At 66.8% G+C, this 23,071-nt stretch carries 22 protein-coding genes; 6 read left to right on the top strand and 16 right to left on the bottom strand.

The window, feature by feature from the left end; all coding sequences use genetic code 11:
* Window positions 1–61: 61 nt before the first annotated feature.
* Together Q9R30_RS13710 and Q9R30_RS13705 are read right to left on the bottom strand one after the other, a co-directional pair.
* A complete protein-coding gene (locus Q9R30_RS13710) occupies window positions 62–832 on the bottom strand; it encodes an IclR family transcriptional regulator C-terminal domain-containing protein (RefSeq protein ID WP_104999466.1) in 771 nt (256 codons plus the stop codon).
* A gap of 121 nt (window positions 833–953) precedes the next feature.
* Window positions 954–1,790, bottom strand: coding sequence for a shikimate dehydrogenase (locus Q9R30_RS13705; RefSeq protein WP_311217879.1), 837 nt, complete (start codon window positions 1,788–1,790; stop codon window positions 954–956).
* A gap of 161 nt (window positions 1,791–1,951) precedes the next feature.
* On the opposite strand from Q9R30_RS13705, the gene Q9R30_RS13700 reads away from it, so the two are divergent.
* The gene (locus tag Q9R30_RS13700; RefSeq protein WP_104999468.1) at window positions 1,952–3,289 is read left to right on the top strand and encodes an MFS transporter; all 1,338 of its coding nucleotides are present in this window, start codon (window positions 1,952–1,954) and stop codon (window positions 3,287–3,289) included.
* Between the two features lie 91 nt (window positions 3,290–3,380).
* Here Q9R30_RS13700 and Q9R30_RS13695 read toward each other — a convergent pair whose 3' ends face one another.
* From Q9R30_RS13695 to Q9R30_RS13640, 12 genes are all read right to left on the bottom strand, one after another.
* Window positions 3,381–4,193, bottom strand: coding sequence for an IclR family transcriptional regulator C-terminal domain-containing protein (locus Q9R30_RS13695; RefSeq protein WP_104999469.1), 813 nt, complete (start codon window positions 4,191–4,193; stop codon window positions 3,381–3,383).
* 24 nt (window positions 4,194–4,217) lie between these two features.
* The gene (locus Q9R30_RS13690; protein ID WP_311217878.1) at window positions 4,218–4,892 is read right to left on the bottom strand and encodes a 3-oxoacid CoA-transferase subunit B; all 675 of its coding nucleotides are present in this window, start codon (window positions 4,890–4,892) and stop codon (window positions 4,218–4,220) included.
* A gap of 1 nt (window position 4,893) precedes the next feature.
* Entirely contained in the window at window positions 4,894–5,589 is a 696-nt protein-coding gene (locus Q9R30_RS13685; protein ID WP_311217877.1) for a 3-oxoacid CoA-transferase subunit A, read from the bottom strand.
* Complete coding sequence (locus tag Q9R30_RS13680) at window positions 5,589–6,803, bottom strand: thiolase family protein (RefSeq protein ID WP_104999472.1); 1,215 nt, start codon at window positions 6,801–6,803, stop codon at window positions 5,589–5,591. Before Q9R30_RS13680 ends, Q9R30_RS13685 begins: the two co-directional genes overlap by 1 nt.
* Before the next feature lie 88 nt (window positions 6,804–6,891).
* Window positions 6,892–7,356, bottom strand: coding sequence for a 4-carboxymuconolactone decarboxylase (pcaC, locus tag Q9R30_RS13675; RefSeq protein ID WP_104999473.1), 465 nt, complete (start codon window positions 7,354–7,356; stop codon window positions 6,892–6,894).
* On the bottom strand, window positions 7,353–8,171 hold the full coding sequence (locus Q9R30_RS13670; RefSeq protein WP_104999474.1) for an alpha/beta fold hydrolase: 819 nt from the start codon (window positions 8,169–8,171) through the stop codon (window positions 7,353–7,355). The genes pcaC and Q9R30_RS13670 overlap by 4 nt, the downstream gene beginning before the upstream one ends.
* Window positions 8,164–9,606, bottom strand: coding sequence for a lyase family protein (locus Q9R30_RS13665; protein WP_311217876.1), 1,443 nt, complete (start codon window positions 9,604–9,606; stop codon window positions 8,164–8,166). The genes Q9R30_RS13670 and Q9R30_RS13665 overlap by 8 nt, the downstream gene beginning before the upstream one ends.
* Window positions 9,603–10,169 (bottom strand): protocatechuate 3,4-dioxygenase subunit alpha, encoded by a 567-nt coding sequence (gene pcaG / locus Q9R30_RS13660; protein ID WP_104999476.1) that lies wholly within the window; start codon window positions 10,167–10,169, stop codon window positions 9,603–9,605. Before pcaG ends, Q9R30_RS13665 begins: the two co-directional genes overlap by 4 nt.
* 4 nt (window positions 10,170–10,173) lie before the next feature.
* Window positions 10,174–11,061 carry a protocatechuate 3,4-dioxygenase subunit beta gene (gene pcaH / locus Q9R30_RS13655; RefSeq protein WP_311217875.1) on the bottom strand — a complete coding sequence of 296 codons (888 nt, stop codon included), beginning with the start codon at window positions 11,059–11,061 and terminating at the stop codon, window positions 10,174–10,176.
* Between the two features lie 51 nt (window positions 11,062–11,112).
* A complete protein-coding gene (locus Q9R30_RS13650; protein WP_311217874.1) occupies window positions 11,113–12,981 on the bottom strand; it encodes a TIM barrel protein in 1,869 nt (622 codons plus the stop codon).
* Window positions 12,981–13,862, bottom strand: coding sequence for a shikimate dehydrogenase (locus Q9R30_RS13645; protein ID WP_311217873.1), 882 nt, complete (start codon window positions 13,860–13,862; stop codon window positions 12,981–12,983). The genes Q9R30_RS13650 and Q9R30_RS13645 overlap by 1 nt, the downstream gene beginning before the upstream one ends.
* 166 nt (window positions 13,863–14,028) lie before the next feature.
* Window positions 14,029–14,856, bottom strand: a complete 828-nt coding sequence (locus Q9R30_RS13640) for an IclR family transcriptional regulator (RefSeq protein ID WP_311217872.1) — start codon at window positions 14,854–14,856, stop codon at window positions 14,029–14,031.
* 229 nt (window positions 14,857–15,085) lie between these two features.
* Here Q9R30_RS13640 and Q9R30_RS13635 point away from each other — a divergent pair, with 229 nt between their 5' ends.
* Window positions 15,086–16,405 (top strand): MFS transporter, encoded by a 1,320-nt coding sequence (locus Q9R30_RS13635; RefSeq protein WP_311217871.1) that lies wholly within the window; start codon window positions 15,086–15,088, stop codon window positions 16,403–16,405.
* A 100-nt stretch (window positions 16,406–16,505) separates the two neighbouring features.
* Here Q9R30_RS13635 and Q9R30_RS13630 read toward each other — a convergent pair whose 3' ends face one another.
* Entirely contained in the window at window positions 16,506–17,582 is a 1,077-nt protein-coding gene (locus Q9R30_RS13630; RefSeq protein ID WP_311217870.1) for an ATP-dependent DNA ligase, read from the bottom strand.
* A gap of 45 nt (window positions 17,583–17,627) precedes the next feature.
* Window positions 17,628–18,551 (bottom strand): AEC family transporter, encoded by a 924-nt coding sequence (locus tag Q9R30_RS13625; protein ID WP_311217869.1) that lies wholly within the window; start codon window positions 18,549–18,551, stop codon window positions 17,628–17,630.
* A 171-nt stretch (window positions 18,552–18,722) separates the two neighbouring features.
* On the opposite strand from Q9R30_RS13625, the gene Q9R30_RS13620 reads away from it, so the two are divergent.
* The 4 genes from Q9R30_RS13620 (at window position 18,723) to Q9R30_RS13605 (ending at window position 23,038) form a co-directional block, all read left to right on the top strand.
* Window positions 18,723–19,715: a TIGR03885 family FMN-dependent LLM class oxidoreductase gene (locus Q9R30_RS13620; protein WP_311217868.1), complete on the top strand. Its 993-nt coding sequence runs from the start codon at window positions 18,723–18,725 to the stop codon at window positions 19,713–19,715.
* A complete protein-coding gene (locus tag Q9R30_RS13615; RefSeq protein WP_311217867.1) occupies window positions 19,712–21,406 on the top strand; it encodes an alpha-amylase family protein in 1,695 nt (564 codons plus the stop codon). Before Q9R30_RS13620 ends, Q9R30_RS13615 begins: the two co-directional genes overlap by 4 nt.
* Window positions 21,407–21,444: 38 nt before the next feature.
* On the top strand, window positions 21,445–22,674 hold the full coding sequence (locus Q9R30_RS13610; RefSeq protein ID WP_311217866.1) for a pyridoxal phosphate-dependent aminotransferase: 1,230 nt from the start codon (window positions 21,445–21,447) through the stop codon (window positions 22,672–22,674).
* A 127-nt stretch (window positions 22,675–22,801) separates the two neighbouring features.
* Window positions 22,802–23,038 carry a hypothetical protein gene (locus tag Q9R30_RS13605; RefSeq protein ID WP_104999485.1) on the top strand — a complete coding sequence of 79 codons (237 nt, stop codon included), beginning with the start codon at window positions 22,802–22,804 and terminating at the stop codon, window positions 23,036–23,038.
* The last annotated feature ends 33 nt before the right edge of the window (window positions 23,039–23,071 follow it).

Raw genomic sequence — 23,071 nt, 5'->3', positions numbered from 1 at the left:
TCTATGGCCCGCACCGCTGCCGCGGGAGTGGGGCGGCGTGCTTGGGTGGCAAACAGTTACCTTAAGCCCGGTGCCCGCCGAAATCGATGGCGATCGACTTTGCCGTTTCCTGCAGCTGGGGGATTACGGTCTCTTCGAGGACTTCGGCGGAAGCCCTGTGGGTCTGCAGCGATACGTTCGCGGCCGCGACGAGGTCCTTTCCCCGCCACACCGGCACGGCGACGCCGCGCAGGCCCTCCTCGAGTTCTTCCGACACCATCGACCAGCCCTTTTTCCGGGCCGATTCCACTTCGGCGCGGAGCTCCTCAGGGCTTCCCACCGTCCGCCCGGTAAAACGCTGCAACTGGACCTGCTGCAGGTAGGAGTCCAGTTCGGGTTCCGGCAACCCCCCAAGGAGCACGCGGCCCATGGACGTTGCCCACGCCGGAAACCTCGTGCCCACGGTGATCGAGACGCTGAGCAGCCGAGGGGACGGGACACATACGACGTAGACCACGTCAGCACCCTCAAGGATGCACAGGGCTGTTGTTTCGTTGAGATTCGCGGCCAGGGCTTTGAGGTGGGGTTCTGCGATCCTGGGCAGGTCGAGTCCCGCCAGGAAAGACCTGCCGATGTTCAGGGAGCGGGCGGTCAACTCGAAATGGGGGCCTTCCGCACGGATGTAACCGAGGTCGGCAAGCGTCAGGAGGAAACGTCGTGCAGACGCACGGGTCATATCCGTCCGGGCCGCTACCTGGGAAACCGTCAACCGTGGGGCCTCCGGGGTGAAGGCCAGCAGTACGTCGAAAGCCTTCTCAACCGACTTTACAAAGTAGGCCGCCTGCTCCTCCATAAACAGTGGTGTTCCTCTCCGGACGCTCTGGGCTGGCCCACATGGGCGCGCCGGGTGCCAGCGCCTTTTCGATCATATAGTGACCGGCCCCAGGGGACAGTCCGGCGATCGCATTCACATGTCAGTGACTTGCCTTCAGGAGCTTGAGCTCTTCCTGCAACAGGTCTGGGGCCTGTGCCTGCAGCCCCAGGATGGACACCATGGCGACGGCCTGCTCACGAAGATGGTCCCAGCCGTCGATGCACGAAGCCCCGAGCTCTTCAGCCCGGACAATGCTGGCGGTGGCATGGCTCGCGTACACAAAGTCGTAAACCAGGGCGTCCCGGGCCAGCGGCCCGTTACCCCAGACCGCTTCGTCGGCGGGGCTCTTTCCGATGGGAGTTGCATTGACAACCAAAGTGGCCCCGGCAGCCAGGTCCTGTGCTTCCTGCCAGGCCACACTCTCGGCGGCGATACCGAGGCCCCGGGCAAGGTCCAGCAGGTCTGCGGCGGCACGGGCGTCCCTGTCCGCAATAGTGACCCGGCCCACCTGCCCCTTGAGGGCGATCAGGGCCGCCCTGGCCGCACCGCCCGCCCCCATCATCAGGGCATGGCGCTGGTATCCATCGCCGAGCAGCGCGCCCGCGGCGATAATGTCCGTGTTATGACCGGACAGCGTGCTGCCCTGCCTGACCAGCAGGTTGCAGGCTCCACCCAGCCGGACCGCTTCTGTTGCCGTGTCGGCCGCGCGGGCCGCCCACTGCTTGTGGGGCATGGTCACGTTGGCCGCGACCACGTCCGGCATGAGGAGCCGGGCGCGGACGGCAGCCATGTCCGCATCCTGCCCCACGTCCCAAGCGTCATAGGTCCAGGGGCTGCCGAGCTGGTCCAGCACAGGATTCCAGAGTGCAGGGGACATCGCCTTGGAGGCCGCGGAGCCGATCAGGAACAGGCGGGAAGCTGCTGCAGGGTCTGCCATATTCTGCCTTTCGGAAAGGACGGACCGCTCTCGCTGAGTGCCCTGGGGAAACGGCGTTGTGATACGCCTCACCACCTAGTATGCTCGTTCTAAACGCATTTCGCACACTTGTTCGCTATACGTACATCAACCCACCGCCTTCAGCGTGGAAGGAACTGAAAATGACGAACATCGCAGCGGGGACAGAGGCCGCGACGGCTGCCCAGGCGGAACGCCAGCTCAAGCGCGCCAAGAAAGCCGCCTTGGCCGCCTTCCTCGGAGGCGCACTTGAGTACTACGACTTCTTTATCTACGCGACCGCAGCGTCGCTGATCTTCTCCAAGATCTTCTTTCCCGCAGGCGATCCCACCGTCGCGTTGATCGCCTCCTTCGCCACCTTCGGCGTCGCCTACGTCGCCCGGCCCTTCGGTGCTGTCGTGTTCGGCCACCTGGGCGACAAAATCGGCCGCAAGAACACACTGGTCCTGACCCTCGTCCTCATGGGCGCTGCCACGTTCCTCATTGGGATCCTGCCGGACTTCAATAGCGCCGGCTACTGGGCGCCTGCCCTCCTGGTACTGCTCCGGCTGATGCAGGGCCTCTCCGCAGGAGCGGAAACCGCCGGCGCATCTGCCCTTTCCACCGAGGAAGCTCCCGAAGGCCGTCGCGGATTCTTCGCCAGCTTCGCTATGAGCGGCATCTCCGCCGGTATCGTCCTGGCGTCACTGGCCTTCCTTCCCGTGGCCGCCATGAGCGAGGCCGACCGGCTGGCGTGGGGCTGGCGAATCCCCTTCTGGGGATCCATCCTGGTGCTGATCGTTGCCTACCTGGTGCGGCGGTCGTTGGAGGAGCCGGAAGTCTTCGAAGAAAAGCACGACCACGGCGAACTGGTGAAGCTCCCCTTCGCGAAGATGTTCAAGACCCATCCGGCCCAGTTCTTCCAGGTGGCCCTGATGTCCTTCGAAACCGTCACGAACACCTTCATGCAGTCCTTCGGCCTTGCCTACGCTGTCACCGTGGGAGTTCCGGCTTCAACCATGCTCTGGGTCAGCATCCTCGGAAACGTCCTGGCTATCGGCACGCAGCCGCTCATGGCCCATTTCTCGGACCGGTTCGGCCGGCGTCCGGTGTTCATCACCGGCGTGCTCGGCTCCGGAGCCATGATCTTCGTGTACTTCTCGGTGATCTCCACTGGAAACATCCCCATGATCTTCCTGACCAGCACGCTGATCACCGCCGGCACCTACGCCATGTCCAACGCGATCTACCCTGCGTGGTTCTCCGAGCTGTTCAACGTGAAGGTCCGATACTCCGGCATGGCCATCGGCCTGCAGATCGGCATCCTCTGCGCCGGCTTCACCCCGCTCCTGGGCACGGCCCTGGTGGGAGCAGACAAAGCCAACTGGGGACCGGCCGCATGGATCGTCGCAGGCTCATCCGTACTGGCCGTCGCCGGCGCCCTCTGGGCGCGCGAAACCAGCAAGACCCCCCTTCGCCAGCTCGGCAACGCGGTCAACTGAAGCTGGCCGGACCACAGCGGACAGCAAGGGGCCGACGGCGGGAAGCACCCGCCGTCGGCCCCTTCCAGTTTGAGGACACGGATGGGGCTGGTCAGCCCCGGGCCGTGAGGTCGGCCGAGATCAGCTTTGCGGTGGCGACGATTTCCTGGGCAACCGATGAAAGGTAGGCGTCAGGGTCCGGCTTGGCAGCCACGGACTGGGCCTGCAGGGACACGTTCACTGCCGCCACCACCTTTGGCCCGTCGTACACGGGGGCGGCCACGGACATCAGGCCAAGTTCGAGTTCCTGGTCCAGCAAGCACCAGCCTTGGGCTCGGACGGTGTCCAGGACTGCCAGAAGTTCCTTGACGCTCCCCAATGCGCGTGGGGTCAGCGGCTTGATGTCGGCGGCAGCAAGGTACGCCTTGAGGTCAGCAGGAGGCAGCCCGGCCAGCAGCACCCTCCCCATGGAGGTGGCATAGGCGGGGAAACGGGTGCCCACGGTAATGCCTATGGTCATGATGCGGCGGGTGGTCACGCGGGCGACGTACGCGATGTCGGTGCCGTCAAGCACAGCGGCGGAGGTGGACTCCCCCAGCTTCAGCGACAGTTCCTCAAGGTGCGGCTGGGCCAGCTGCGGCAGCGACAGCCCGGACAGGTATGCGTACCCGAGCTGGAGCACCTTGGCCGTGAGCGCGAAGGTCTTGCCGTCGGTCCTGACATAGCCCAGCTCCACCAGGGTGTGCAGGAACCGCCGCGCAGTGGCTCGGGTGAGGCCGGTGCGGGCAGCAACCGCGGTGAGGGTCATGACCGGATGCTCTGTATCAAACGCGCGGATCACCGCGAGCCCGCGGGCCAGGGACTGGACATATTGGTCACTGGCCTGCGGGGCGGGCTGGTTTTCTGTACTGACGGCGTCGGTCATGATTACCAATCCTAGGGCCGCCTGCTATGGCGCGGCTGCCGCCTCGAGCGGGACCGGTACGAGTTCCTGGAGCTCTTCGAGGGTGCAGCCGAAGGTTTCCCGGACGGTGACCCCGTCGGGGCCGGTGAGGAAGACGGCCTTGTCTGTGTAGACGCGGGTGACGCAGCCGACGCCGGTGAGCGGGTAGGTGCAGGACTCCACGATCTTGGAGGCACCTTCGCGGGTGAGCAGGGTCATCATGACGAACACGTCTTTGGCGCCGGTGGCGAGGTCCATGGCACCGCCGACGGCGGGGATCGCCCCGGGTGCCCCGGTGTGCCAGTTCGCCAGGTCACCGGAGGCGGACACCTGGAAAGCGCCCAGGACGCAGATGTCCAGGTGCCCGCCGCGCATGATCGCGAACGAGTCCGCGTGGTGGAAGTACGAGGCGCCCGGGAGTTCGGTGACCGGGATCTTGCCGGCGTTGATGAGGTCCTCGTCGATCTCGTCGCCCTTGGCTTCCGGCCCCATGCCGAGCATCCCGTTCTCCGTGTGGAGCGTGATGTTCTGTTCCTGGGTGAGGTAGTTGGACACCAGGGTGGGCTGGCCGATGCCCAGGTTCACGAACGATCCCGGGGCGATGTCCCTGGCCACCAGGCGGGCGAGGTCGTCCCGGCCCAGGGGTGTGACGGAGGTCTGGAGGGTTGTTGCGGTGCTCATCTCAAGCGACCTTTCCTGCAGGGGAAGCGGTACTGGCCGCGGGCACGCGGACCACAGTGTTGACGTAAATGCCTGGGGTCACCACGTTTTCCGGGTCCAGTCCCCCGACGGGGACGATCTCGGAAACCTGGACGATGGTCTGCCTGGCCGCGGCGGCCATGATCGGGCCGAAGTTCCGGGCCGTCTTGCGGTACACAAGGTTGCCCTTGCCGTCGGCCTTCAGTGCCTTGATCAGGGCGACGTCGGCGTGGATAGGTGTTTCGAAGACCTGGCCGCGGCCGTCGATGATGCGGGTTTCCTTGCCCTCGGCCAGCATGGTCCCGTAACCGGTGGGCGTGAAGAACCCACCGATCCCGGCCCCGGCGGCCCGGATCCGCTCGGCCAGGTTGCCCTGCGGCACGAGTTCGAGTTCGATCTCGCCGGCCTTGTACTTGGCGTCAAAGTGCCAGGAATCGGACTGCCGCGGGAAGGAACAGATCATCTTCCGCACCCGGCCCTCCTTGATCAGCAGCGCCAGGCCCTGATCGCCCTGGCCCGCGTTGTTGTTCACCACGGTCAGGTCCGTGGCGCCGCAGTCCAGCAGCGCGTCAATGAGTTCGAACGGCTGCCCGGCATTGCCGAACCCGCCAATCATCACGGTGGAACCGTCCTTAACACCGGACACGGCCTCCCGGACAGAATCTACGAAGTTCAGCATTACTGGTCCTTTCCAGTGTTGGTTCCGGCGGCGGTCACGTTTTCGAGGACCACGGCCAGGCCCTGGCCCACACCGATGCAGATCGCTGCCACGCCCCACCGTTCACCGGAGGCCTGCAGGCTCCGGGCGAGGGTGCCCAGGATGCGGGTTCCGGACGCACCCAGCGGGTGGCCCATCGCGATCGCGCCGCCGTGCCGGTTCACAATTTCGTGGTCGATCCCCCAGGCGTTGATGCACGCCAGCGACTGCGCGGCGAACGCTTCGTTAAGTTCGACGGCGCCCACCTGGTCCCAGCCGATCCCCGCCTTCGCGAGGGCCTTGTTCGCCGCCTCCACCGGGGCGTACCCGAAGTACTGGGGATCGTTCGCGTGCGCGCCGCGGCCGGCGATCCGGGCCAAAGGGTCCAGCCCCAGCAGCCCGGCGGCAGCCTCGCTCCCCACCCAGGCCGCGGAGGCGCCGTCGGACAACGGCGAAGCATTCCCCGCAGTGACCGTGCCGTCCTCGGTCCGGAACACCGTCTTCAAACCGGCCAGCTTCTCCGCCGAGGAACCGGGGCGGATGCCCTCATCACGCACCAGGTCCGTGCCCGGCACCGGCGCCACCAGGTTGTCATAGAACCCCTCGTCCCACGCAGCGGCGGAAAGGTTATGCGAGGCAGCGGCGAACTCGTCCTGCGCCTCCCGGGTCACCCCGTACTTCTCGCGCAGCCGCTCAGTGGCCTCGCCCAGGGATATGGTCCACTCCTTCGGCATGGCCTTGTTCACCAGCCGCCAGCCCAGGGTGGTGGAGGCCAGGGTCATGTCACCGGCCGGGTAAGGCTTCGCCGTCTTGGGCAGCACCCACGGCGCCCGGGACATCGACTCCGCCCCGCCCACCAGCACCAGGTCGGCGTCGCCGGCGTTGACCTGGCGGGAGGCGATGATCGCAGCATCCAGCGAGGACCCGCAGAGCCGGTTCACCGTGGTGCCCGGGATCGATACCGGAAGGCCGGCGAGCAGGGTGCCCATCCGGGCGATATTCCGGTTTTCCTCACCCGCGCCGTTCGCGTTGCCGAACACCACCTCGTCAATCCGCCCAGGATCGAGGTCGGGGGCCCGCTTCACGGATTCCTTAATGACGTGCGCGGCGAGGTCATCCGGGCGGACGGCGGCAAGGCCGGACCCGAATTTGCCGAACGGGGTGCGCACGGCGTCGTACACAAAAGCCTGGTTCATAACTCGTTCCTCTGGTTTGCGTCTGGGTTTCCCAACTAGGTAGCGCTAAGTGTCGTTTTTCGGGGGTCAAAACGACACTTAGCGCTACCTAGTTGGGCTGGGGTTCGTCGGTGTGGGTGTTGTCCAGTGCAGTGTTGTCCATTGCATGGAAGACCTCTTGGGCTGTCTTAAAGGCCGTGTTCGCCGAGGGGACGCCGCAGTAGATGGCCGTCTGCAGCAGGATTTCCTTGATCTCGTCCCGGCTCAGGCCGTTCCGGACCGCGGCACGGATGTGCATGGCCAGCTCTTCCCAGTGCCCGTGCGCCACCATCGCGGTGATAGTGACGGCGGAGCGCATCTGGCGGGAAAGGCCGGGCCGGGTCCAGATGCCGCCCCACGCGATCCGCGTGATCATGTCCTGGAAGTCCTCGGTGAACTCGTCCTTGTTGGCGTTGGCCCGGTCCACGTGCGCGTCGCCCAGGACTTCGCGGCGGACAATCATGCCGCCGTCGTAAATGTCCTGGCTGGTGGCATCGGGCTGGACCACGCCGTGGCTCGGGTCATTCGTGCTCATGAGTCTGTTCCCTTCGATTCGGCCCAGGTGATGAGGCTGCGCATCAGGTCTGCCACGTGGGCAGGCGCCTCGGCGGGGGCCAGGTGCGCCACGCCCTCGAGCGTGACGGCGGTTGCGGTGCCGCCGCCGGCTGTGATGCCTGCGGCCACTTCCTCCGCGAACGACGGCGGGGCCACCCCGTCCAGCGCGCCGGCTATGACCTGGGTTGGCACCCGGATGCTGCCCAGTTCGTCACGCACGTCAAAAGCCGCGAGCGCCTCGCAGCAGAATGCATAGCTGAAGCGGTCGGCGTCGCGCAGGGCGTGCAGGAGCCGGCTGCTGAGTTCAGGCTCGCGCTCCATAAAGCCCGGCGCGAACCAGCGCTCGGCCGAGCCCTGGATCATCACCGGCGTGCCCTGGCTGCGGACGGTTTCGGCGCGCTCAAGCCACCCCTCCGGCGTGCCCAGCTTCGCGCCGCTGCACTGCACTGACAGGCTCTTGAGGCGTTCCCCGTGCTTGATGCCCAGCTGGAGGCCGGTGGCGCCGCCCAGGGAGACGCCGGCGTAGTGAAAAGACGCGCCGGGGGCGATGGAATCGGCGAGGTCCACCACGGCGTCAGCCAGTGCGCCGACGTCGAACGATTCGGAGGCCGCAGGTGAGACGCCGTGGCCGGGCAGGTCCCAGGCCACCACGTCGTAGTCGTGGCCGAGCAGGGACGCAGCGCGGTTCCACAGGATGGTGGAGGTGCCCAGGGACGGCCCCACCACCAGCAGCGGGTGCTCGCCGAGGGGGCGTTGAGGCGACAGCAGTGCTGCCTTCAGTGCTGGCTTAGCCACGGGAAGCTCCATTCTGTTCGGTGTCTGCAGGTGGATTGGCGGCGAAGTCCGGATACGCGGCCAGGATCCGCCGGGAAATTTCCGGGGCCTCGCCGAGGTAGCCGGCGGGGTTGAGGAGTTCCTCCAGCCGGAGGTCGCTCAGGACCCCGGCAGGGACCGCCTCGCGGAGCAGCTTGCGGTACGTGGCGGCCTGCTCCGCGGGCGGGGCCTGGAGTGTCTGGTCCACCACGGCCTGGAGCTGCTGCTTTCCGCTCATCCCGCCCTTGTCCGGAAGCAGCGGGGCGACAGCTGCACCCACGCCTTCAGCTAAAAGCAGCGGACCGGCGAGATCCAGATTCCGGCGCATGGCGTCCGGGAAGACCTGAAGGCCCTCCGCCAGTTCGCGGACATGCCCGGCAGCCCCGAGGGCCAGCGCCAGGAGCTGCCGAAGCGCGGGCCACTCGGCGTGCCACGCGGCGTCCGGGCGTTCGTCGTTGAAGTTGGCGGCGGCCAGGTGCAGCTGGGCGGCCAGGGCCGGGGCCTGCAGCGCGGCGCTGCGGACCAGCACGGACAACACGGGGTTCTGCTTCTGCGGCATGGCGGATGAAACCCCGCGCCCGGCGGCCCGCGGCTCAGCCAGCTCGCCGACCTCGGGCCGGCTCAGGAACAGGACGTCCGCGGCGATTTTGCCGAAGGCATCCAGTACCGAGGCGAGCGCATGTCCCAGCGACGTCACGGCCAGCCGGTTGGTGTGCCACGGCGCGGGGGCCGCGGCAAGGCCCAGCTGGGAGGCCAGGGCATCGGCGAGCCCGAAGGGGGTGGCAGCTGAACCGCGGGTCAGTACAGTGGCAGCCGCGAGGGTGCCCGCCGCGCCGCCGAACTGGACCGGAAACTCTTGGTCCTCCAGCTGCCGGCCCGCCGCGGCCAAGCCCTGGAACCACTGCGCAGCCCGCAGGCCGAACGTGAAGGGGAGGGAATGCTGCGTCAGGCTCCTGCCCACGCACAGCGTGTCCGCGTGCTGTTCCGCCAGGGCCGCGAGCGCCGCCGTGGTGCGTTTCAGGTCACCCAGCAGCGCCTCCACGGTGTTGCGGGCCAGCAGCATCAGCGCGCTATCCAGGACGTCCTGGCTGGTCAGCGACGTGTGCACCGCTTTCCCCGCCCCCACCTGCGAGGTGTCCAGCGCTGCCACGTGCCGGCGGAGGTCCGCCAGCAGCGGGATCACCGGGTTGCCGCCGCCCTGGGCACGGCGTGCGATGTCGGCGGGGTCATAGCGGCCGGCCTCGGCAGCGGATGCGACGACGGCGGCGGAGCCGGCAGGTGCCAGGCCCGCCCTTTCCAGCACCGCGGCCCAGCCGGACTCGACGGCGAGGATCGCCGCCAGCACGGCGTCGTCACCCGTGAGCGCCGCCACGAGGGGCGACGCCGAGACGGGGCTGAGCAGGCCGGCGTCGTTCACTGGAAGTCCAGGAAGACGGTCTCGCCCTCACCCTGCAGGCGGATGTCAAAGGTCAGGCCGCCGTCGGCGTCGCGGCGGGCGATGAGTGTCTTGCGGCGCTCCGGCTCCAGGGAGCTCAGGAGCGGATCGTTGGCGAGAGCCTCGGTGTCTTCCGGCAGGTAGATGCGGGTGAACAGCCGGTTGGTCAGGCCCCGGGCGAAGATGGCAACCGATATGAAGGCCGCAGCACCGGGCCTGGTGGGCCCGGGGTTCACCGTGGTGAAGGTGAAGACGCCGGAGTTCCCCACGGCGCCGCGGCCCCATCCGGTGAAGGTGTAGCCGTCGCGGACCAGGGAGCCCGTGCGCTGGACCACGTTGCCCTGGGCGTCCGGCTGCCAGATTTCCAGGATGGCGTCGGGGATGGTGTGTCCTGCGCCGTCATACACCGTGCCCTGCAGGCGGATGGAGCCCGGTGAACCCGGGGCCACGAGCTCGTTGTCCTTCTCGAAGGGCAGCGCATAGCCGTAAAACGGGCCAACGGTCTGGCCGGGGGTGGGCACAAGCTGGGTGCTCTGGTTGCTCATGTTCCTATTCCCCTGCCTCTTCGTTGCTGTCGCCTGCCGTACCGAACGCCTCGTTTTCGGTCCAGGTCCGCTTGGGCCCGGTGAGGACGATGTCCCAGTTGTAGCCCAGGGCCCACTCGGGTTCGGTGAGGCTGTGGTCGTAGCTGGCCACGAGCCGGTCGCGGGCGTCCTGGTCCACGATGGTCTGGTAGATCGGGTCCAGCGGGAAGAGCTGGTCCCCCGGGAAGTACATCTGGGTGATGATGCGCTGGGTGAACTCGGTGCCGAACAGGGAGAAGTGGATGTGCGCCGGGCGCCAGGCGTTCAGGTGGTTCTTCCACGGGTAGGCTCCGGGCTTGATGGTGGTGAACCGGTAGGAGCCGTCCGGGCCGGTGATGCAGCGGCCAATGCCCGTGAAGTTGGGGTCGATCGGGGCCGGGTGCTGGTCGCGCTTGTGGATGTAGCGGCCGGACGCGTTGGCCTGCCAGATCTCCACCAGCTGCCCGGCCACCGGGCGGCCGTCGCCGTCCAGGACCCGGCCGGCCACAATGATCCGCTCGCCCTGGGGTTCGCCGTTGTGCTGGATGGTCAGGTCCGACTCCAGCGCGTGCACGTCCTGGTGCCCGAACGCCGGGGAGTACAGCTCGATGGTCTCCGGGTCCGCGTGGTGCAGGCTCTTGGTGGGGTGCCGCAGGATGCTGGAGCGGTAAGGCGGGTAGTCCAGCCGGGGCTGGGTTTCCGCCGGGGCGCCGTCCTTCAGTGCACGGGCGTAGGCATCGGCCAGGCCGTTGATCTCCGCGCTGAGGTCAGCCTGGGTTTCAATGGAGCGGTCCAGCGGCACATGCGCGGCCTTTGGCTCGGCGGGCGGGACAGACTCGTCCGTTTCACGCAGGGTGGCGGCTTCTTCCGGCACGGCTGGCTCCTTTCTGGTTTTCGTTTGGATCGGTCGGTTACGTGGTGCTGGTCAGATGCGGTGCAGCGAGTCGTACTGCACGGCGTGGCGGACGGGGGCGTTGGGCGCCCCGTAACCGTCGTAGTTGCCGCGGCGTTCCACCATTTCGAAGAACACGCTGCCAATGGTGGCGGTGTAGAAATGGAGGAATTCGCCGTCGGCGTCGCAGTCATACAGGAGGTTCAGTTCCTGCAGTGTGGCAAGGAACGCGGGGTCGAGGTCGAACCGGGCATCCAGGTCCTCGTAGTAGTTGGCCGGGATCTGCAGGAACTCCAGTCCCCGGCCGCGGGCTGCCCGGGCCGCGGACACGAGGTCCTCCACCGCGAAGGCGATGTGCTCCTGGTAGGTCTTGTGCCCGGAGGCCTGTTGCGCCGGGGCGAGATTGAGCACCAGCCGCACGGCGCCGTCGGACGTCTGCATGACCTGCGAGCGGACCAGCCCGCTGGGGCTGGGCACCTCGGCGAACGGCTGCGGCTCCAGGGCCAGGGCGCTGGTGTAGAAGAGGACAGCTTCGTCGAAGTGCTGCCACGGCTGGGCCAGGTTCACGTGGTCAATGACCGCGTTCTGCGGCTGCCGCGGGTGTTCCAGCCCCTCGCCAAACTCACGCGTCCAGGCCGCCGTACCGTCGGGACTACCTTGGCACAGGAAGATTTCCGTGGAGTCCGGTGCGCAGATGCCCTGGAACACCTCCTCGTCCGCCTGGACCTTCCGGGCCACCACGGGCGCCTTCAACTGCTGCGCGCGGGCCGAGGCAATCACGGGGGAATCGACGTCGAACCCCAGCGCAGCGATGGCAGGTTCCGCGTGCGACGCCGCCTGCTCGTTGATGATCACGCGGGCCTGGCCCATGGTCCACAGCTGGACGTCCTTGGTGCGGTGCCGGCCCTCGAACCCGAAGCCGAGCTGGCTGAGGAGCTTCTCGAGCTGCGCGGTGTCGTCGGCCTTGACCTCGGCGAAGTTGAAGCCGGCGGGCTCGTTCACCTTGGGCAGGGTGGCGAGTTCCATGGGATAACGACGGCGGGACGCGGCAACAGTGCCCCCTTCGGCTTCCGGCGCGGTGCTTGCGAGCCACTTGGCGCTCTGCTCCTCCAGCCAGATCAGTGAGCGCATGGCGTCCACGGCGGTGCGTTCGACGTCGGACTGGCGGAAGACGTCGTTGAAGACTTCCAGTGACACGGGCCCCGTGTAGCCGGCGCGGACCACGTGGCCCATGAACTTGGCGAGCTCGAACTGGCCCTCGCCGGGGAACACGCGGTAGTGGCGGCTCCAGGACAGGACGTCCATGGAGAGCTTGGGGGCGTCGGCCACCTGGACGAAGAAGATCTTCTCCGCGTTGATCGTCTCGATCGGGGCGGTGTCCCAGTCGCGCGAGAGGATGTGGAAGGAGTCCAGGCAGGTACCGAAGTTGGGGTGGTCCACCATCTCCGCCAGGCGGTAGGCGTGCTCGTAGTCGTTGACGTGCTTGCCCCAGGCCAGGGCCTCGTAGGCGACCCTGATGCCGTGGTCCCCTGCCAGCTCCGCGAGTTCGGAGAGCTGGGAGGCGCGGAGTTCGTCGTCGTCGATGGTGGCCGTGGCCACGTTCGAGCAGACCAGGATGGTGTCCATGCCCAGCCGGGACATCAGCGTGAACTTCGCTTCAGCCCGCCGAAGGTTGGCCTTCAGCAGGTCCGGCGTGACGCCGTCGAAATCCCGGAACGGCTGGTAGAGGTCCAGCCCGAGGCCGAGGTCGGCGGCCATCCTGCGGACGTCCTCGGGGCTCAGCGGCGAGGTGACCAGGTCCTGTTCGAAAATCTCGATGCCGTCGAAGCCCGCGATGGCGCAAGCCTGCATTTTTTCCTTCAGTGTGCCGGAGAGGCAGACCGTGGCGATTCCGGTGCGCATCAGGCGGCCACCTCCTCGGCGGCCACGAGCTCCAGGAAGTGCGAGCGCATACGGTCCGGGTCCGGCTCCAGGCCGGTGAAGATGCGGAACGCGTCGGCGGCCTGGCCCACGGCCATCCGGCCGCCGTCCAGGACCTCGCAGCCTTTGGCGCGGGCGCCCCGGACGAGTTCGGTGTCGATGGGGCGGTAGACAATGTCCGCCACCCAGTGCCGGGACTCCAAAAGGTCCAGGTCCAGTGGAACGCCGGGGTGGGCGGCCATGCCCACGGGGGTGCAGTGCACCAGGCCGTCGGCCAGGGGCATCAGCTGCGGCAGCTCCGTCGTCGTCCGTGCAATCACGGTACTGTCCGGGAAAAAGCCGGCCAGCTCGGCCGCACGGGCGGCGCCGCGCGCGGCGTCCATGTCCACGAGGTCCAGGTGGCGGACCCCGGCGGTGAGGAGGGCGTAGGCGACGGCGGAACCTGCCCCGCCGGCGCCCAACTGGACTACGCGGTCCAGCTTTGCGGCGGGGAGGCCTGAAGCCAGCGCGGCGGCAAAGCCGGAAAAGTCGGTGTTGTGGCCAACGAACCGGCCGTCCTCGATCACCACGGTGTTGACGGCCCCCAGCCGTCGGGCATCCGGAGAAATTTCATCCAGGTGCCGGAGGACCAGCTGCTTGCACGGGTGGGTGATGTTCAGGCCATTGAAGCCGAGGTTCCGGGCACTCTTGAGGAGCTCTCCCACGGATTCCCCGGAAAGGCCCAGTTCCAGGAGGTCGATGGGCCGGTAAAGGTAGCGCAGTCCCAGCACATCACCCTCGCGTTCATGCATGGGCGGGGTGAGTGACGGCATCACGCCGTCGCCGACCAGTCCCACGAGGTAGGACTCAGTTCGATTACTCATCCGTGCAGCTCCTTTGATACGGCACCGGGCGGCCGGCGTTGCCGTTGGGCGTGCGCTGCCAGCAGGTGACTGGAATAACGATATAACAAATGTTCACTTCTCGCACTTTTGTTCTAGATACGAACAAAAGGTCCTGAATTTGCGTAATTCGGGCGATTGGGCACGCTCACCGCTGCGGAAGACGTGCAGCCAGTTCCGCCGCGGCCTCCTGCAGCAGCGGAACGTGCGCCACCAAGCCTTCAAGGCTCAGGCGGAAAACAGGAACGGCCGTAGCCAGCGAGGCGAACGCGTGACCCTGGGAATTGAGCAAAGGGACCGCGACGGCGCGCATCCCGGCCTCATTCTCCTCATCCATCACCGCATACCCCTCGGCCCGGACCTTCCCGATTTCGGCGCGGAAGGCGTCGCGGTCGGTGATGGACTTTTCCGTTAGCCGCTCCAGCGGAAGCTCCGCCAACAGCTTTTCCCGCTCGGAATCCTCGGCGAAGGCCACCAGTGCCTTTCCGACGGCGGTGGTGGAGAGGGAGCCCAGGTGTCCGGGGTCGCTGGTCACCCGGAACATCTGCGGGCCGTCCACCTTGTTCACCGTCAGGTGGTGGTGGCCGTCCCGGACGCTCAGGATGGTTGCCTCACCCGTCTGCTCGGTCACCCGGCGCAAAACCGGCATGGCCGTTCCTGCGAAGCCGTGGTGGTTGGAGACCCGCTGGCCCAATTGGAAGATCCGCAGGCCCAGGTGGTACCGGCGCCCGTCCGGTTCATAATCAACGAAACCGTCCCGCGTCAGCGAGCCCAGCAGGCGGTAGGTGGTGCTGAAGGGCAGGTCCGCACGGCGGGAGATTTCCGCGGCACTCGCACCGCGCGGCTCATCGCCCAGGAGGACCAGGAGGCCGAGGGCCTTGCCCACCATGTCGGTACGGTCCGGTTTGGCCGCCTTGGCGTCCGCTTTGATCTCGGCAGCTACGTCATCGTCCGCTGTGGTTTGATTCACACTCATACCTCGATGTTGCCACATAGTGAGAGCTATTTCTAGATGGTGATTATTTTCTTGACAAGTGACTCCACTCACAGCCATCATTGCTGTATCGCACAAGTAGCTCCCACCATGTGGCTACTGTTCGGGTTTTCCCAACTTTCCAGCCGTGCCAGCCAAGCCCCTACCCCAGGCCGTGCCGGCTGCGAGCCCTGATCCATCCGCGACAAAGTCGTCACATCTAAGGAACTCCATGAGCCAGTTACTTCCGTCCACTGAGCCAGGCACCGCTGCCCCGGCCGGGACGCCGAAGAAGGCAGCCCTCGCCAGCTTCCTGGGCAGCGCCGTCGAATACTACGACTTCTTCATCTTCGGTTCCGCCGCAGCGCTGATCTTCCCCACGGTCTTCTTCCCCAATGCTGACGCGAACGCGGCCATCATGTCCTTCGCCACCTTCGGTTTCGCCTATGTGGCGCGGCCGGTTGGCGCCGTCATCCTGGGCCACTTCGGTGACAGGGTGGGCCGCCGGAAGGTCCTGATGTTCACCCTCCTGCTGATGGGTGCCTCAACCTTCCTGATCGGCTGCCTCCCGGACTTCAACACGGTTGGCTGGTGGGCTCCCGCCCTGCTGGTCCTGGCCCGGCTTTGCCAGGGCCTTTCGGCTGCCGGCGAGCAGGCCGGCGCCTCCTCCATGACGCTGGAGCACGCCCCGGACAACCGCCGCTCCTTCTTCACCTCCTGGACCCTCACCGGTACCCAGGGCGGCCAGATCCTCGCCGCCCTCGTCTTCATCCCGGTGCTCGCACTTCCGGACGAGATCAAGTACGGCATCGGCTGGCGCGTCCCCTTCTGGCTGAGCGCCGTCGTCGTGGTGGTTGCCTTCTTCATCCGCCGCACCCTGCACGAGCCGCCGGCCTTCGAGGAAGCCCAGAAGTCCGCGCAGATCTCCAAGCTCCCCGTCGCTGACCTCCTCAAGGGCCACTGGCGCGACGTCCTCCGCGTCATCTGCTGCGCTTTCATCGCTGCCGTCTCCACGGTGTTCGGCACCCTCGCCATCAGCTACGCCAAGACGGTTGCCGGCGTGGACGGCACCACCACGCTGTGGCTCGTGGTCGGCGCCAACCTGGTGGCACTGGGCACCCAGCCGCTCTTCGGCATGCTCGCTGACAAGATCGGCCGCAAGCCGGTGTTCATTTACGGCGCCGTGGCCAGCGCGGCGCTGACGCCCGTGTTCCTGCTCAGCCTGGAATCCGGCAGCGTGCCGCTCATGTTCCTGGCAGCAATCGGCTTCTTCTCCTGCGGCTACGCAGCCTCCAACGCCGTCTGGCCGTCCTTCTACGCCGAGATGTTCAGCACCAGGGTGCGCTTCTCCGGCCTGGCCATCGGCACCCAGCTGGGTTTCCTGATGGCAGGCTTCGCCCCGGCCATCGTCGCGGCCATGGGCGGCATCAAGCCCGGCGGGTGGGTCCAGATCAGCATCTTCACCGCAGTCATCTGCTCCATCGCTGCCATCTCCGCCCTCACGGCCAAGGAATCCTTCAGGACCCCCACCAAGCAGCTTGGCCTGAAGTAACGCACCAGCCCGGTTTTAGGACCGGACGGCCCGCCATTCCCCGGAATGGCGGGCCTTTACTGGTTAAAAATGCGCTGTTCCGGCAGCAACCCGGCAGCAACTACGGCCGTCCGGTCTCCAGCACCGACGCCAAGTCAAAGCTGACCGGCTCCTCCAGCTGCGCGTAGGTGCAGGATTCCGGGTCCCGGTCCGGCCGCCAGCGGTTGAACTGGGCCGTGTGGCGGAACCTGTCGCCCTCCATGTGGTCGTAGCGGACCTCCACCACCAGTTCCGGGCGCAGCGGCACGAAAGACAGGTCCTTGCCGGCGCTCCACCGGCTGCCTTCGGCGTTCCGCGGGGTCCGTTCGCCCTCCTCCTGCCTCGCCCACGCCCACGGGTGGTGGTCAAAATCGGTGACCAGTGGCTGGAGCTGTTCAAACAATTCCTGCCGCCGCTTCATGGGGAAGGCGCCGATCACCCCCACACTGGCCAGGCCGCCGTCGTCCTTGTACAAGCCCAGCAGCAGGGATCCGATGGCGTCCGGCCCGCTCTTGTGCAGCCGGTAACCGGCCACCACGCAGTCGGCGGTGCGCTCGTGCTTGGTCTTGAACATCACCCGCTTGTCCGGCTCATACCTGCCGTCCAGGCGCTTGGCCACCACGCCGTCCAGCCCGGCACCCTCAAACTGCCGGAACCACTGCTCCGCCGTGTCCTTGTCCGTGGTGGCGGCGGTGAGGTGGACCGGGGCCTTGCTGGCGGCGAGCGCCTTCTCAAGCGCAGCCCGCCGTTCCGTGAATGGCCGGCCCGTATAGTCGTCGTCACCCAGGGCCAGCAGGTCGAAGGCCACGAAGGAGGCCGGCGTCTGCGCCGCAAGCAGCTTGACCCGGCTGGCGGCGGGGTGGATGCGCTGCTGGAGGGTGTCGAAATCCAGCCGGTCGCCGGAGGAACCGATCAGGATGATCTCGCCGTCCACCACGCAGCGTGGCGGCAGGTTCTCCTTCAGCGCCTCGACAAGTTCCGGGAAGTAGCGGGTCATGGGCTTTTCGTTGCGGCTGCCGATCTCCAGCTCATCGCCGTCGCGGAAGATGATGGACCGGAACCCGTCCCACTTGGGTTCATAACTGAGCTCCCCCTCCGGGATGCCGCTGACGGCCTTGGCGAGCATCGGCGGGACGGGCGGCATCACGGGAAGTTCCATGTGCCCCATCTTGCCGGGCGGCAGCCGCTTCCGGAAGACCGGCGCTCAGCCGGCGAGCAGCCACACAATGAGGATCAGCGCAGGGGCCGCCGCCGCCGTCGACAGCAGGACGGTTTCCCGGGCCACCGCAACGCCGCGCCCGTACTTTCCGGCGAACAGGAACACGTTTTGGGCAGAGGGCAGCGCCGCCATCAGCACCACGCCCAGGAGCATGTGCTGGTCCAGGTTGAAGAGAAAGCGGCCGACGACGAAGGCAACCATGGGCATCACCGCGGACTTCAGCGCGGTGGCAGTAAGGATTTCCGCGGTGTGGCCGCCGCCTTGGAGCATCCTGGTCCCGTGCAGGGACATGCCGAAGGCCAGCAGCACCACGGGAACGGCGGCTCCGCCCAGGAGTGCCAGCGGTGCCATTACGGGTTCGGGAAGTTCCACGTGGAACGCCGCGAGGACCACCCCCAGCAGGGATGCAATGATCATGGGGTTCCGGAAGGGCTGGGTGAGCAGCAGGCGCGGCGAGACCCGGCCGGCCGCGGAAAGGTCCAGCAGGGTGAGGACCAGCGGGGCGAACAGAAGCAGCTGGACCAGCAGCACCGGTGCCACGGGGGTGGCGTCGCCCAGGGCATACAGCGTGACGGGGATTCCGATGTTGTTCGCGTTGACGTAGGAACTGGCCATTGCCCCCACGGCGGTTTCCGCCAGGGGCCGCCGGAACCACAGCCGGCTGGCGAGAACGTACAGCAGTGCGGTCGCGGCTGCCGTGATCAGCGCCAGCGGCACGTAGGCCGAAAACACCACCGTGAGGTCCGATTCCAACACCACGGTAAACAGCAGGACGGGATTGGTGATGAAGAAGGCGGTGCGGGTGAGGGCGGAGACCGTGGGCTCACCGCCCAGGCCGCACCGTGCGGCGATGTATCCCACCGCAATGACGACGCCGATCACCGCCAGGCCGATCAGCACACCGCCCACAGGGGTACTTCCTTCCGTTTCCGCCACCTGCGCGCGAGTCCGAGGCAGGACAGTACTACAAGTTACCAACTTATCCGACAAGTCGTGGGCAGCCGGACAGTCGCCATACCCTGACGCAGGAAGACCCACAACCCCTCGACACAACACCTCCCCGGACGGTAGAGGTTAACGATGGTTACTGTCGGCTTCCACGCCTCCCACGAACAGATCAGTCCCGGGCAACTCCTCAAGGACGTCCAGCACGCGGAACGGGCAGGATTCGATGCCGCGATGTGCTCGGACCATATCGAGCCGTGGTCCGCCCGGCAGGGGCATTCCGGGTTTGCCTGGTCCTGGCTGGGGGCCGCGCTGGCCACCACCGGCCTCCGGTTTGGAGTGGTGACGGCGCCTGGCCAGCGGTACCACCCGGCCATCATCGCCCACGCCTCCGCCACCCTTGCCGGCATGTTCCCTGGCCGGTTCTGGATGGCCCCGGGCAGCGGGGAGAACATGAATGAGCACATTACCGGCGACGCGTGGCCGCCCAAGGAAACGCGGCAGCGCCGGCTGGAGGAATGCGTTGAGGTGATCCGGCGGCTCCACCGGGGCGAGGACGTTACGCACCACGGCCTGGTCACCGTGGAACAGGCGCGGATCTGGGACGTTCCGGACACCCCGCCACCCATGATCGCTCCTGCCATCAGTGTGGACACTGCCCGCCGCGCCGCCGCCTGGGCGGACGGCCTGGTCACGGTCAACCAACCGGCAGGCAAGCTCCAAGAGATGCTGGCCGCCTACCGGGACAACGGGGGCCGCGGCAAGGCTGTACTGCAGGTGCACCTGTCCTGGGCGCACCGTGAAGGGGATGCGGCAGCGATCGCCCTGGACCAGTGGCGGACCAACACCTTTGCCCCGCCGGTCCCGTGGGACCTCCCCACGGCCGGGCATTTCGACGGCGTCAGCGGACAGGTGGGCGAGGAACAGGTCCGCAAGGCCGTCAACGTTTCGGCGAGCCTGGACCAGCACGCCGAGTGGCTGGCCGGCTACTCCGAGCTGGGCTTCGACGAGCTCTACCTGCACTTCGTGGGGCAGGAGCAGGCACCGTTCATTGATGCGTTCGCAGCAGAGGTCCTCCCGCAGCTGCGTGGCTCGCGGCTCCAGGCGAAGGCCGAGGCTCCGGCATGAGGATCGCCGAAACCTCGGATCTCTGGTGGAAGAACGCAGTAGTGTACTGCCTGGACGTTGAGACATTCTTTGATGACGACGGCGACGGCACCGGTGATTTCGCCGGCCTCACCCAGCGCGTGGACTACCTGGCCGCCCTGGGAGTGACCTGCATCTGGCTGATGCCGTTCTACCCCTCGCCGGACCGGGACGACGGCTACGACGTCACGGATTTCTTCACCGTGGACCCCCGGCTGGGCACCCTGGGAGACCTGGTGGAGTTCGTCCGGGCCGCCAAGGACCGCGGCATGCGGGTCATCGCCGACTTCGTGGTGAACCACACCTCGGACCAGCACCCCTGGTTTGTCGAGGCCCGGCAATCCACGGACAACCGGTACCGGGACTACTACGTGTGGCGGAGCGACACGCCCCCGGATACCTCCTCCGAGGTGGTGTTCCCGGGTGAAGAGAACTCACTCTGGACCAAGGACGACGCCACCGGCGAGTGGTACCTGCATATGTTCGCCAAACACCAGCCGGACCTGAACGTGACCAACGGGTCCGTGCGGAACGAAATCGCCAAGGCCATGGGCTTGTGGCTGGAGCTGGGCCTGGACGGGTTCCGCCTGGATGCCGTGCCTTTCTTCCTGGAAACCCGGGGCCAGCCCAAGGACGAGGCCGCCAACCTGGATCCGCATGAATACCTGGCAGCATTGCGGAGCTTCGTCAGCCGCCGGAACGGGAGCGCGGTCCTGCTGGGCGAGGTGAACCTGCCCTACAAGGAACAGGTGGAGTACTTCGGCGGCCCCGAAGGCAATGAGCTGAACATGCAGTTCGACTTCATGTCCATGCAGCACATCTACCTGTCGCTGGCCCGCCGGGACGCCCGTCCCCTGGCCGAGACCCTGAAGAGCCGGCCACCGCTCCATCCCGACAACCAGTGGGCCATGTTCGTCCGCAACCATGACGAACTCACCCTGGACAAGCTCACGGACAGCGAGCGCGAAGAAGTTTTCGCGGCGTTCGGGCCCGAGAAGAACATGCAGATCTACGGGCGCGGGCTGCGCCGGCGGCTCCCCCCGATGCTCGGCGGCGACCAGGAACGCCTGAGGATGGTGTACTCGCTGATGTTCTCACTGCCCGGCACGCCCGTGCTGTTCTACGGCGAGGAGATCGGGATGGGTGAGGACCTGCGGCAGAAGAGCCGCGCCGCCGTGCGCACCCCGATGCAGTGGAATGACGAAAAGAACGGCGGGTTCTCCACCGCCAACGTGTCCCAGCTGGTGGCGCCCGTCGTCCGGGGTGAGTACGGCCCCGAGAACCTGAATGCCGCCAAAGCCAAGCGGGACCCCGGTTCGTTGTTCAACTTCATGGTCACGCTGATCCGCCGCTACCGCGAATCGGCGGAGCTGGGCTGGGGCAAGTTCGCCGTCATCGACCAGCCGGAACCGGCCGTCTTCGCCCACACCCTCAGCTCGGACGGCGGCACGCTGGTGCTGCTGCACAATTTCGGGGAAGATCCCGTAAAAGTCCGGGGCACGGTGGCCGCGGAGGACGGGCCGCGGAATGCGTTCAGGGACGCTGTCCTGCTGGACCTGTTCGACGGCGACAACACAGCGCTGGATCCCGACGGCAGGTTCACGGTTGAGCTGGGACGCTACGGTTACCGCTGGTTCCGCCTGCACCGCAAGGGCGATCGGCCGGCACCCTAGCCGTGCGCCGGCGTCGTCCGTCTGTGAAAAAATCAACCATGCGCCCCATGCAACACTCCAGCAAGCTCCGGAACGTGCGGTACGAACTCCGCGGACCCATCCTGCAGGCGGCCAAAGCCATGGAGGCGGAGGGGCACCGGATCCTCAAGATGAACCTGGGGGACACCGCACCGTTCGGGCTGGAGGCGCCGGAGTCCGTGGTGGTGGACATGATCCACCACCTTCGCGGGGCCCAGGGCTACAGCGACTCGAAGGGCATCTTCACGGCACGCACGGCGATCTCGCAGTACTACCAGACCCGCGGCCTGATGCACATTGGCGTGGAGGACGTCTTCATCGGCAACGGCGTCAGCGAGCTCATTTCGATGTGCCTGCAGGCGTTCATGGAAAACGGCGACGAGATCCTGGTGCCGGCACCGGACTACCCTCTCTGGACGGCCGCCATCACCCTGACCGGAGGCAAGCCGGTGCACTACCTCTGCGACGAGGCGGAGAGCTGGTGGCCGGACATGGCCGACGTGGAAGCCAAGATCACCAGCCGCACCAAGGGGATTGTGATCATCAACCCCAACAACCCCACCGGCGCCGTCTACCCGCGCCACATCCTGGCGCAGTTCGCGGAACTGGCACGCAAGCACCACCTGGTCCTGTTCTCCGACGAGATCTACGAGAAGGTGCTGTATGAGGATGCGCAGCACATCCACACTGCCGCCGTGGCGGAGGACGTCTGCTGCCTGACGTTCAGCGGCCTGTCCAAGGCCTACCGGATGCCGGGCTACCGGGCCGGCTGGGTGGCAGTCACCGGCCCGCTCGCCGCAACCGCCGCCTATCGGGAAGGACTGGAACTGCTCGCCTCCCTGCGCCTGTGCGCCAACGTCCCCGCCCAGCACGCCATCCAGACCTGCCTTGGCGGCTACCAAAGCATCGAGGCGCTGGTGCGGCCCGGCGGCAGGCTCCGCGAACAGCGGGACCTTGCCTACCAACTCCTGACGGACATTCCCGGCGTGACATGCGTGCCCGCGGCTGGAGCCATGTACCTGTTCCCCCGGCTGGATCCGGAGCTCTACCCCATCAGCAGCGACGAGCAGTTTGTCCTGGACCTGCTGCGGGACCAGAAGATCCTCGTCTCCCACGGTTCCGCGTTCAACTGGCCGGCGCCGGACCACTTCCGGTTTGTGATCCTTCCGTCCGTCCTGGACATCCGGGAGGCCGTGCGGCGGATCTCCACGTTCCTGGCGGCCTACCGCACCGGCCTGGAGCTGCCCTAGGGGAAACAGCTCCGGCGCGAAAAGCTAACCCGCGCCTAACCGAGGGGAAACGCGGGCGCAACATTGCTTGGGCACACTTGATTCTGCAGGCAAGAGCCGGCACCAGCCCCAGCCAGGAGGCCACGCCATGAAGCAGAAAGCGACACCACATGTGACCAGAGTCCGCGCCCTGGACCAGCTCCACCGCGGCGACGAGATCGAAGCCCGCCTTTCTGTCGGGCCCTCCTACGACGACGTGGTGATCCGCCGCGGCCGTGTCCAGGAAACGGCGCCGGGCATCGGCGTCGTCTGGATCATGGACCGGCTCACCGGCCTGCGCAAAGCCATCAATACGGACGAATGCAGCGTTTGGCGGGTGGCCTGACCCCATCCGGAAGCCGTTGCCGCGGGTGTAGCC

Source organism: Arthrobacter sp. AB6, assembly GCF_031844545.1.
In the GTDB taxonomy this organism is placed as follows: domain Bacteria; phylum Actinomycetota; class Actinomycetes; order Actinomycetales; family Micrococcaceae; genus Arthrobacter.
This window is presented reverse-complemented; position numbering and strand designations above follow the sequence as displayed.

Bases quoted from the DNA above. Each gene is read 5' to 3' on its own strand.
- Q9R30_RS13710 (WP_104999466.1), bottom strand. From the start codon at position 832: ATGGAGGAGCAGGCGGCCTACTTTGTAAAGTCGGTTGAGAAGGCTTTC.
- Q9R30_RS13705 (WP_311217879.1), bottom strand. From the start codon at position 1,790: ATGGCAGACCCTGCAGCAGCTTCCCGCCTGTTCCTGATCGGCTCCGCG.
- Q9R30_RS13700 (WP_104999468.1), top strand. From the start codon at position 1,952: ATGACGAACATCGCAGCGGGGACAGAGGCCGCGACGGCTGCCCAGGCG.
- Q9R30_RS13695 (WP_104999469.1), bottom strand. From the start codon at position 4,193: ATGACCGACGCCGTCAGTACAGAAAACCAGCCCGCCCCGCAGGCCAGT.
- Q9R30_RS13690 (WP_311217878.1), bottom strand. From the start codon at position 4,892: ATGAGCACCGCAACAACCCTCCAGACCTCCGTCACACCCCTGGGCCGG.
- Q9R30_RS13685 (WP_311217877.1), bottom strand. From the start codon at position 5,589: ATGCTGAACTTCGTAGATTCTGTCCGGGAGGCCGTGTCCGGTGTTAAG.
- Q9R30_RS13680 (WP_104999472.1), bottom strand. From the start codon at position 6,803: ATGAACCAGGCTTTTGTGTACGACGCCGTGCGCACCCCGTTCGGCAAA.
- pcaC (WP_104999473.1), bottom strand. From the start codon at position 7,356: ATGAGCACGAATGACCCGAGCCACGGCGTGGTCCAGCCCGATGCCACC.
- pcaG (WP_104999476.1), bottom strand. From the start codon at position 10,169: ATGAGCAACCAGAGCACCCAGCTTGTGCCCACCCCCGGCCAGACCGTT.
- Q9R30_RS13650 (WP_311217874.1), bottom strand. From the start codon at position 12,981: ATGCGCACCGGAATCGCCACGGTCTGCCTCTCCGGCACACTGAAGGAA.
- Q9R30_RS13645 (WP_311217873.1), bottom strand. From the start codon at position 13,862: ATGAGTAATCGAACTGAGTCCTACCTCGTGGGACTGGTCGGCGACGGC.
- Q9R30_RS13640 (WP_311217872.1), bottom strand. From the start codon at position 14,856: ATGAGTGTGAATCAAACCACAGCGGACGATGACGTAGCTGCCGAGATC.
- Q9R30_RS13635 (WP_311217871.1), top strand. From the start codon at position 15,086: ATGAGCCAGTTACTTCCGTCCACTGAGCCAGGCACCGCTGCCCCGGCC.
- Q9R30_RS13630 (WP_311217870.1), bottom strand. From the start codon at position 17,582: ATGGAACTTCCCGTGATGCCGCCCGTCCCGCCGATGCTCGCCAAGGCC.
- Q9R30_RS13620 (WP_311217868.1), top strand. From the start codon at position 18,723: ATGGTTACTGTCGGCTTCCACGCCTCCCACGAACAGATCAGTCCCGGG.
- Q9R30_RS13615 (WP_311217867.1), top strand. From the start codon at position 19,712: ATGAGGATCGCCGAAACCTCGGATCTCTGGTGGAAGAACGCAGTAGTG.
- Q9R30_RS13610 (WP_311217866.1), top strand. From the start codon at position 21,445: ATGCGCCCCATGCAACACTCCAGCAAGCTCCGGAACGTGCGGTACGAA.
- Q9R30_RS13605 (WP_104999485.1), top strand. From the start codon at position 22,802: ATGAAGCAGAAAGCGACACCACATGTGACCAGAGTCCGCGCCCTGGAC.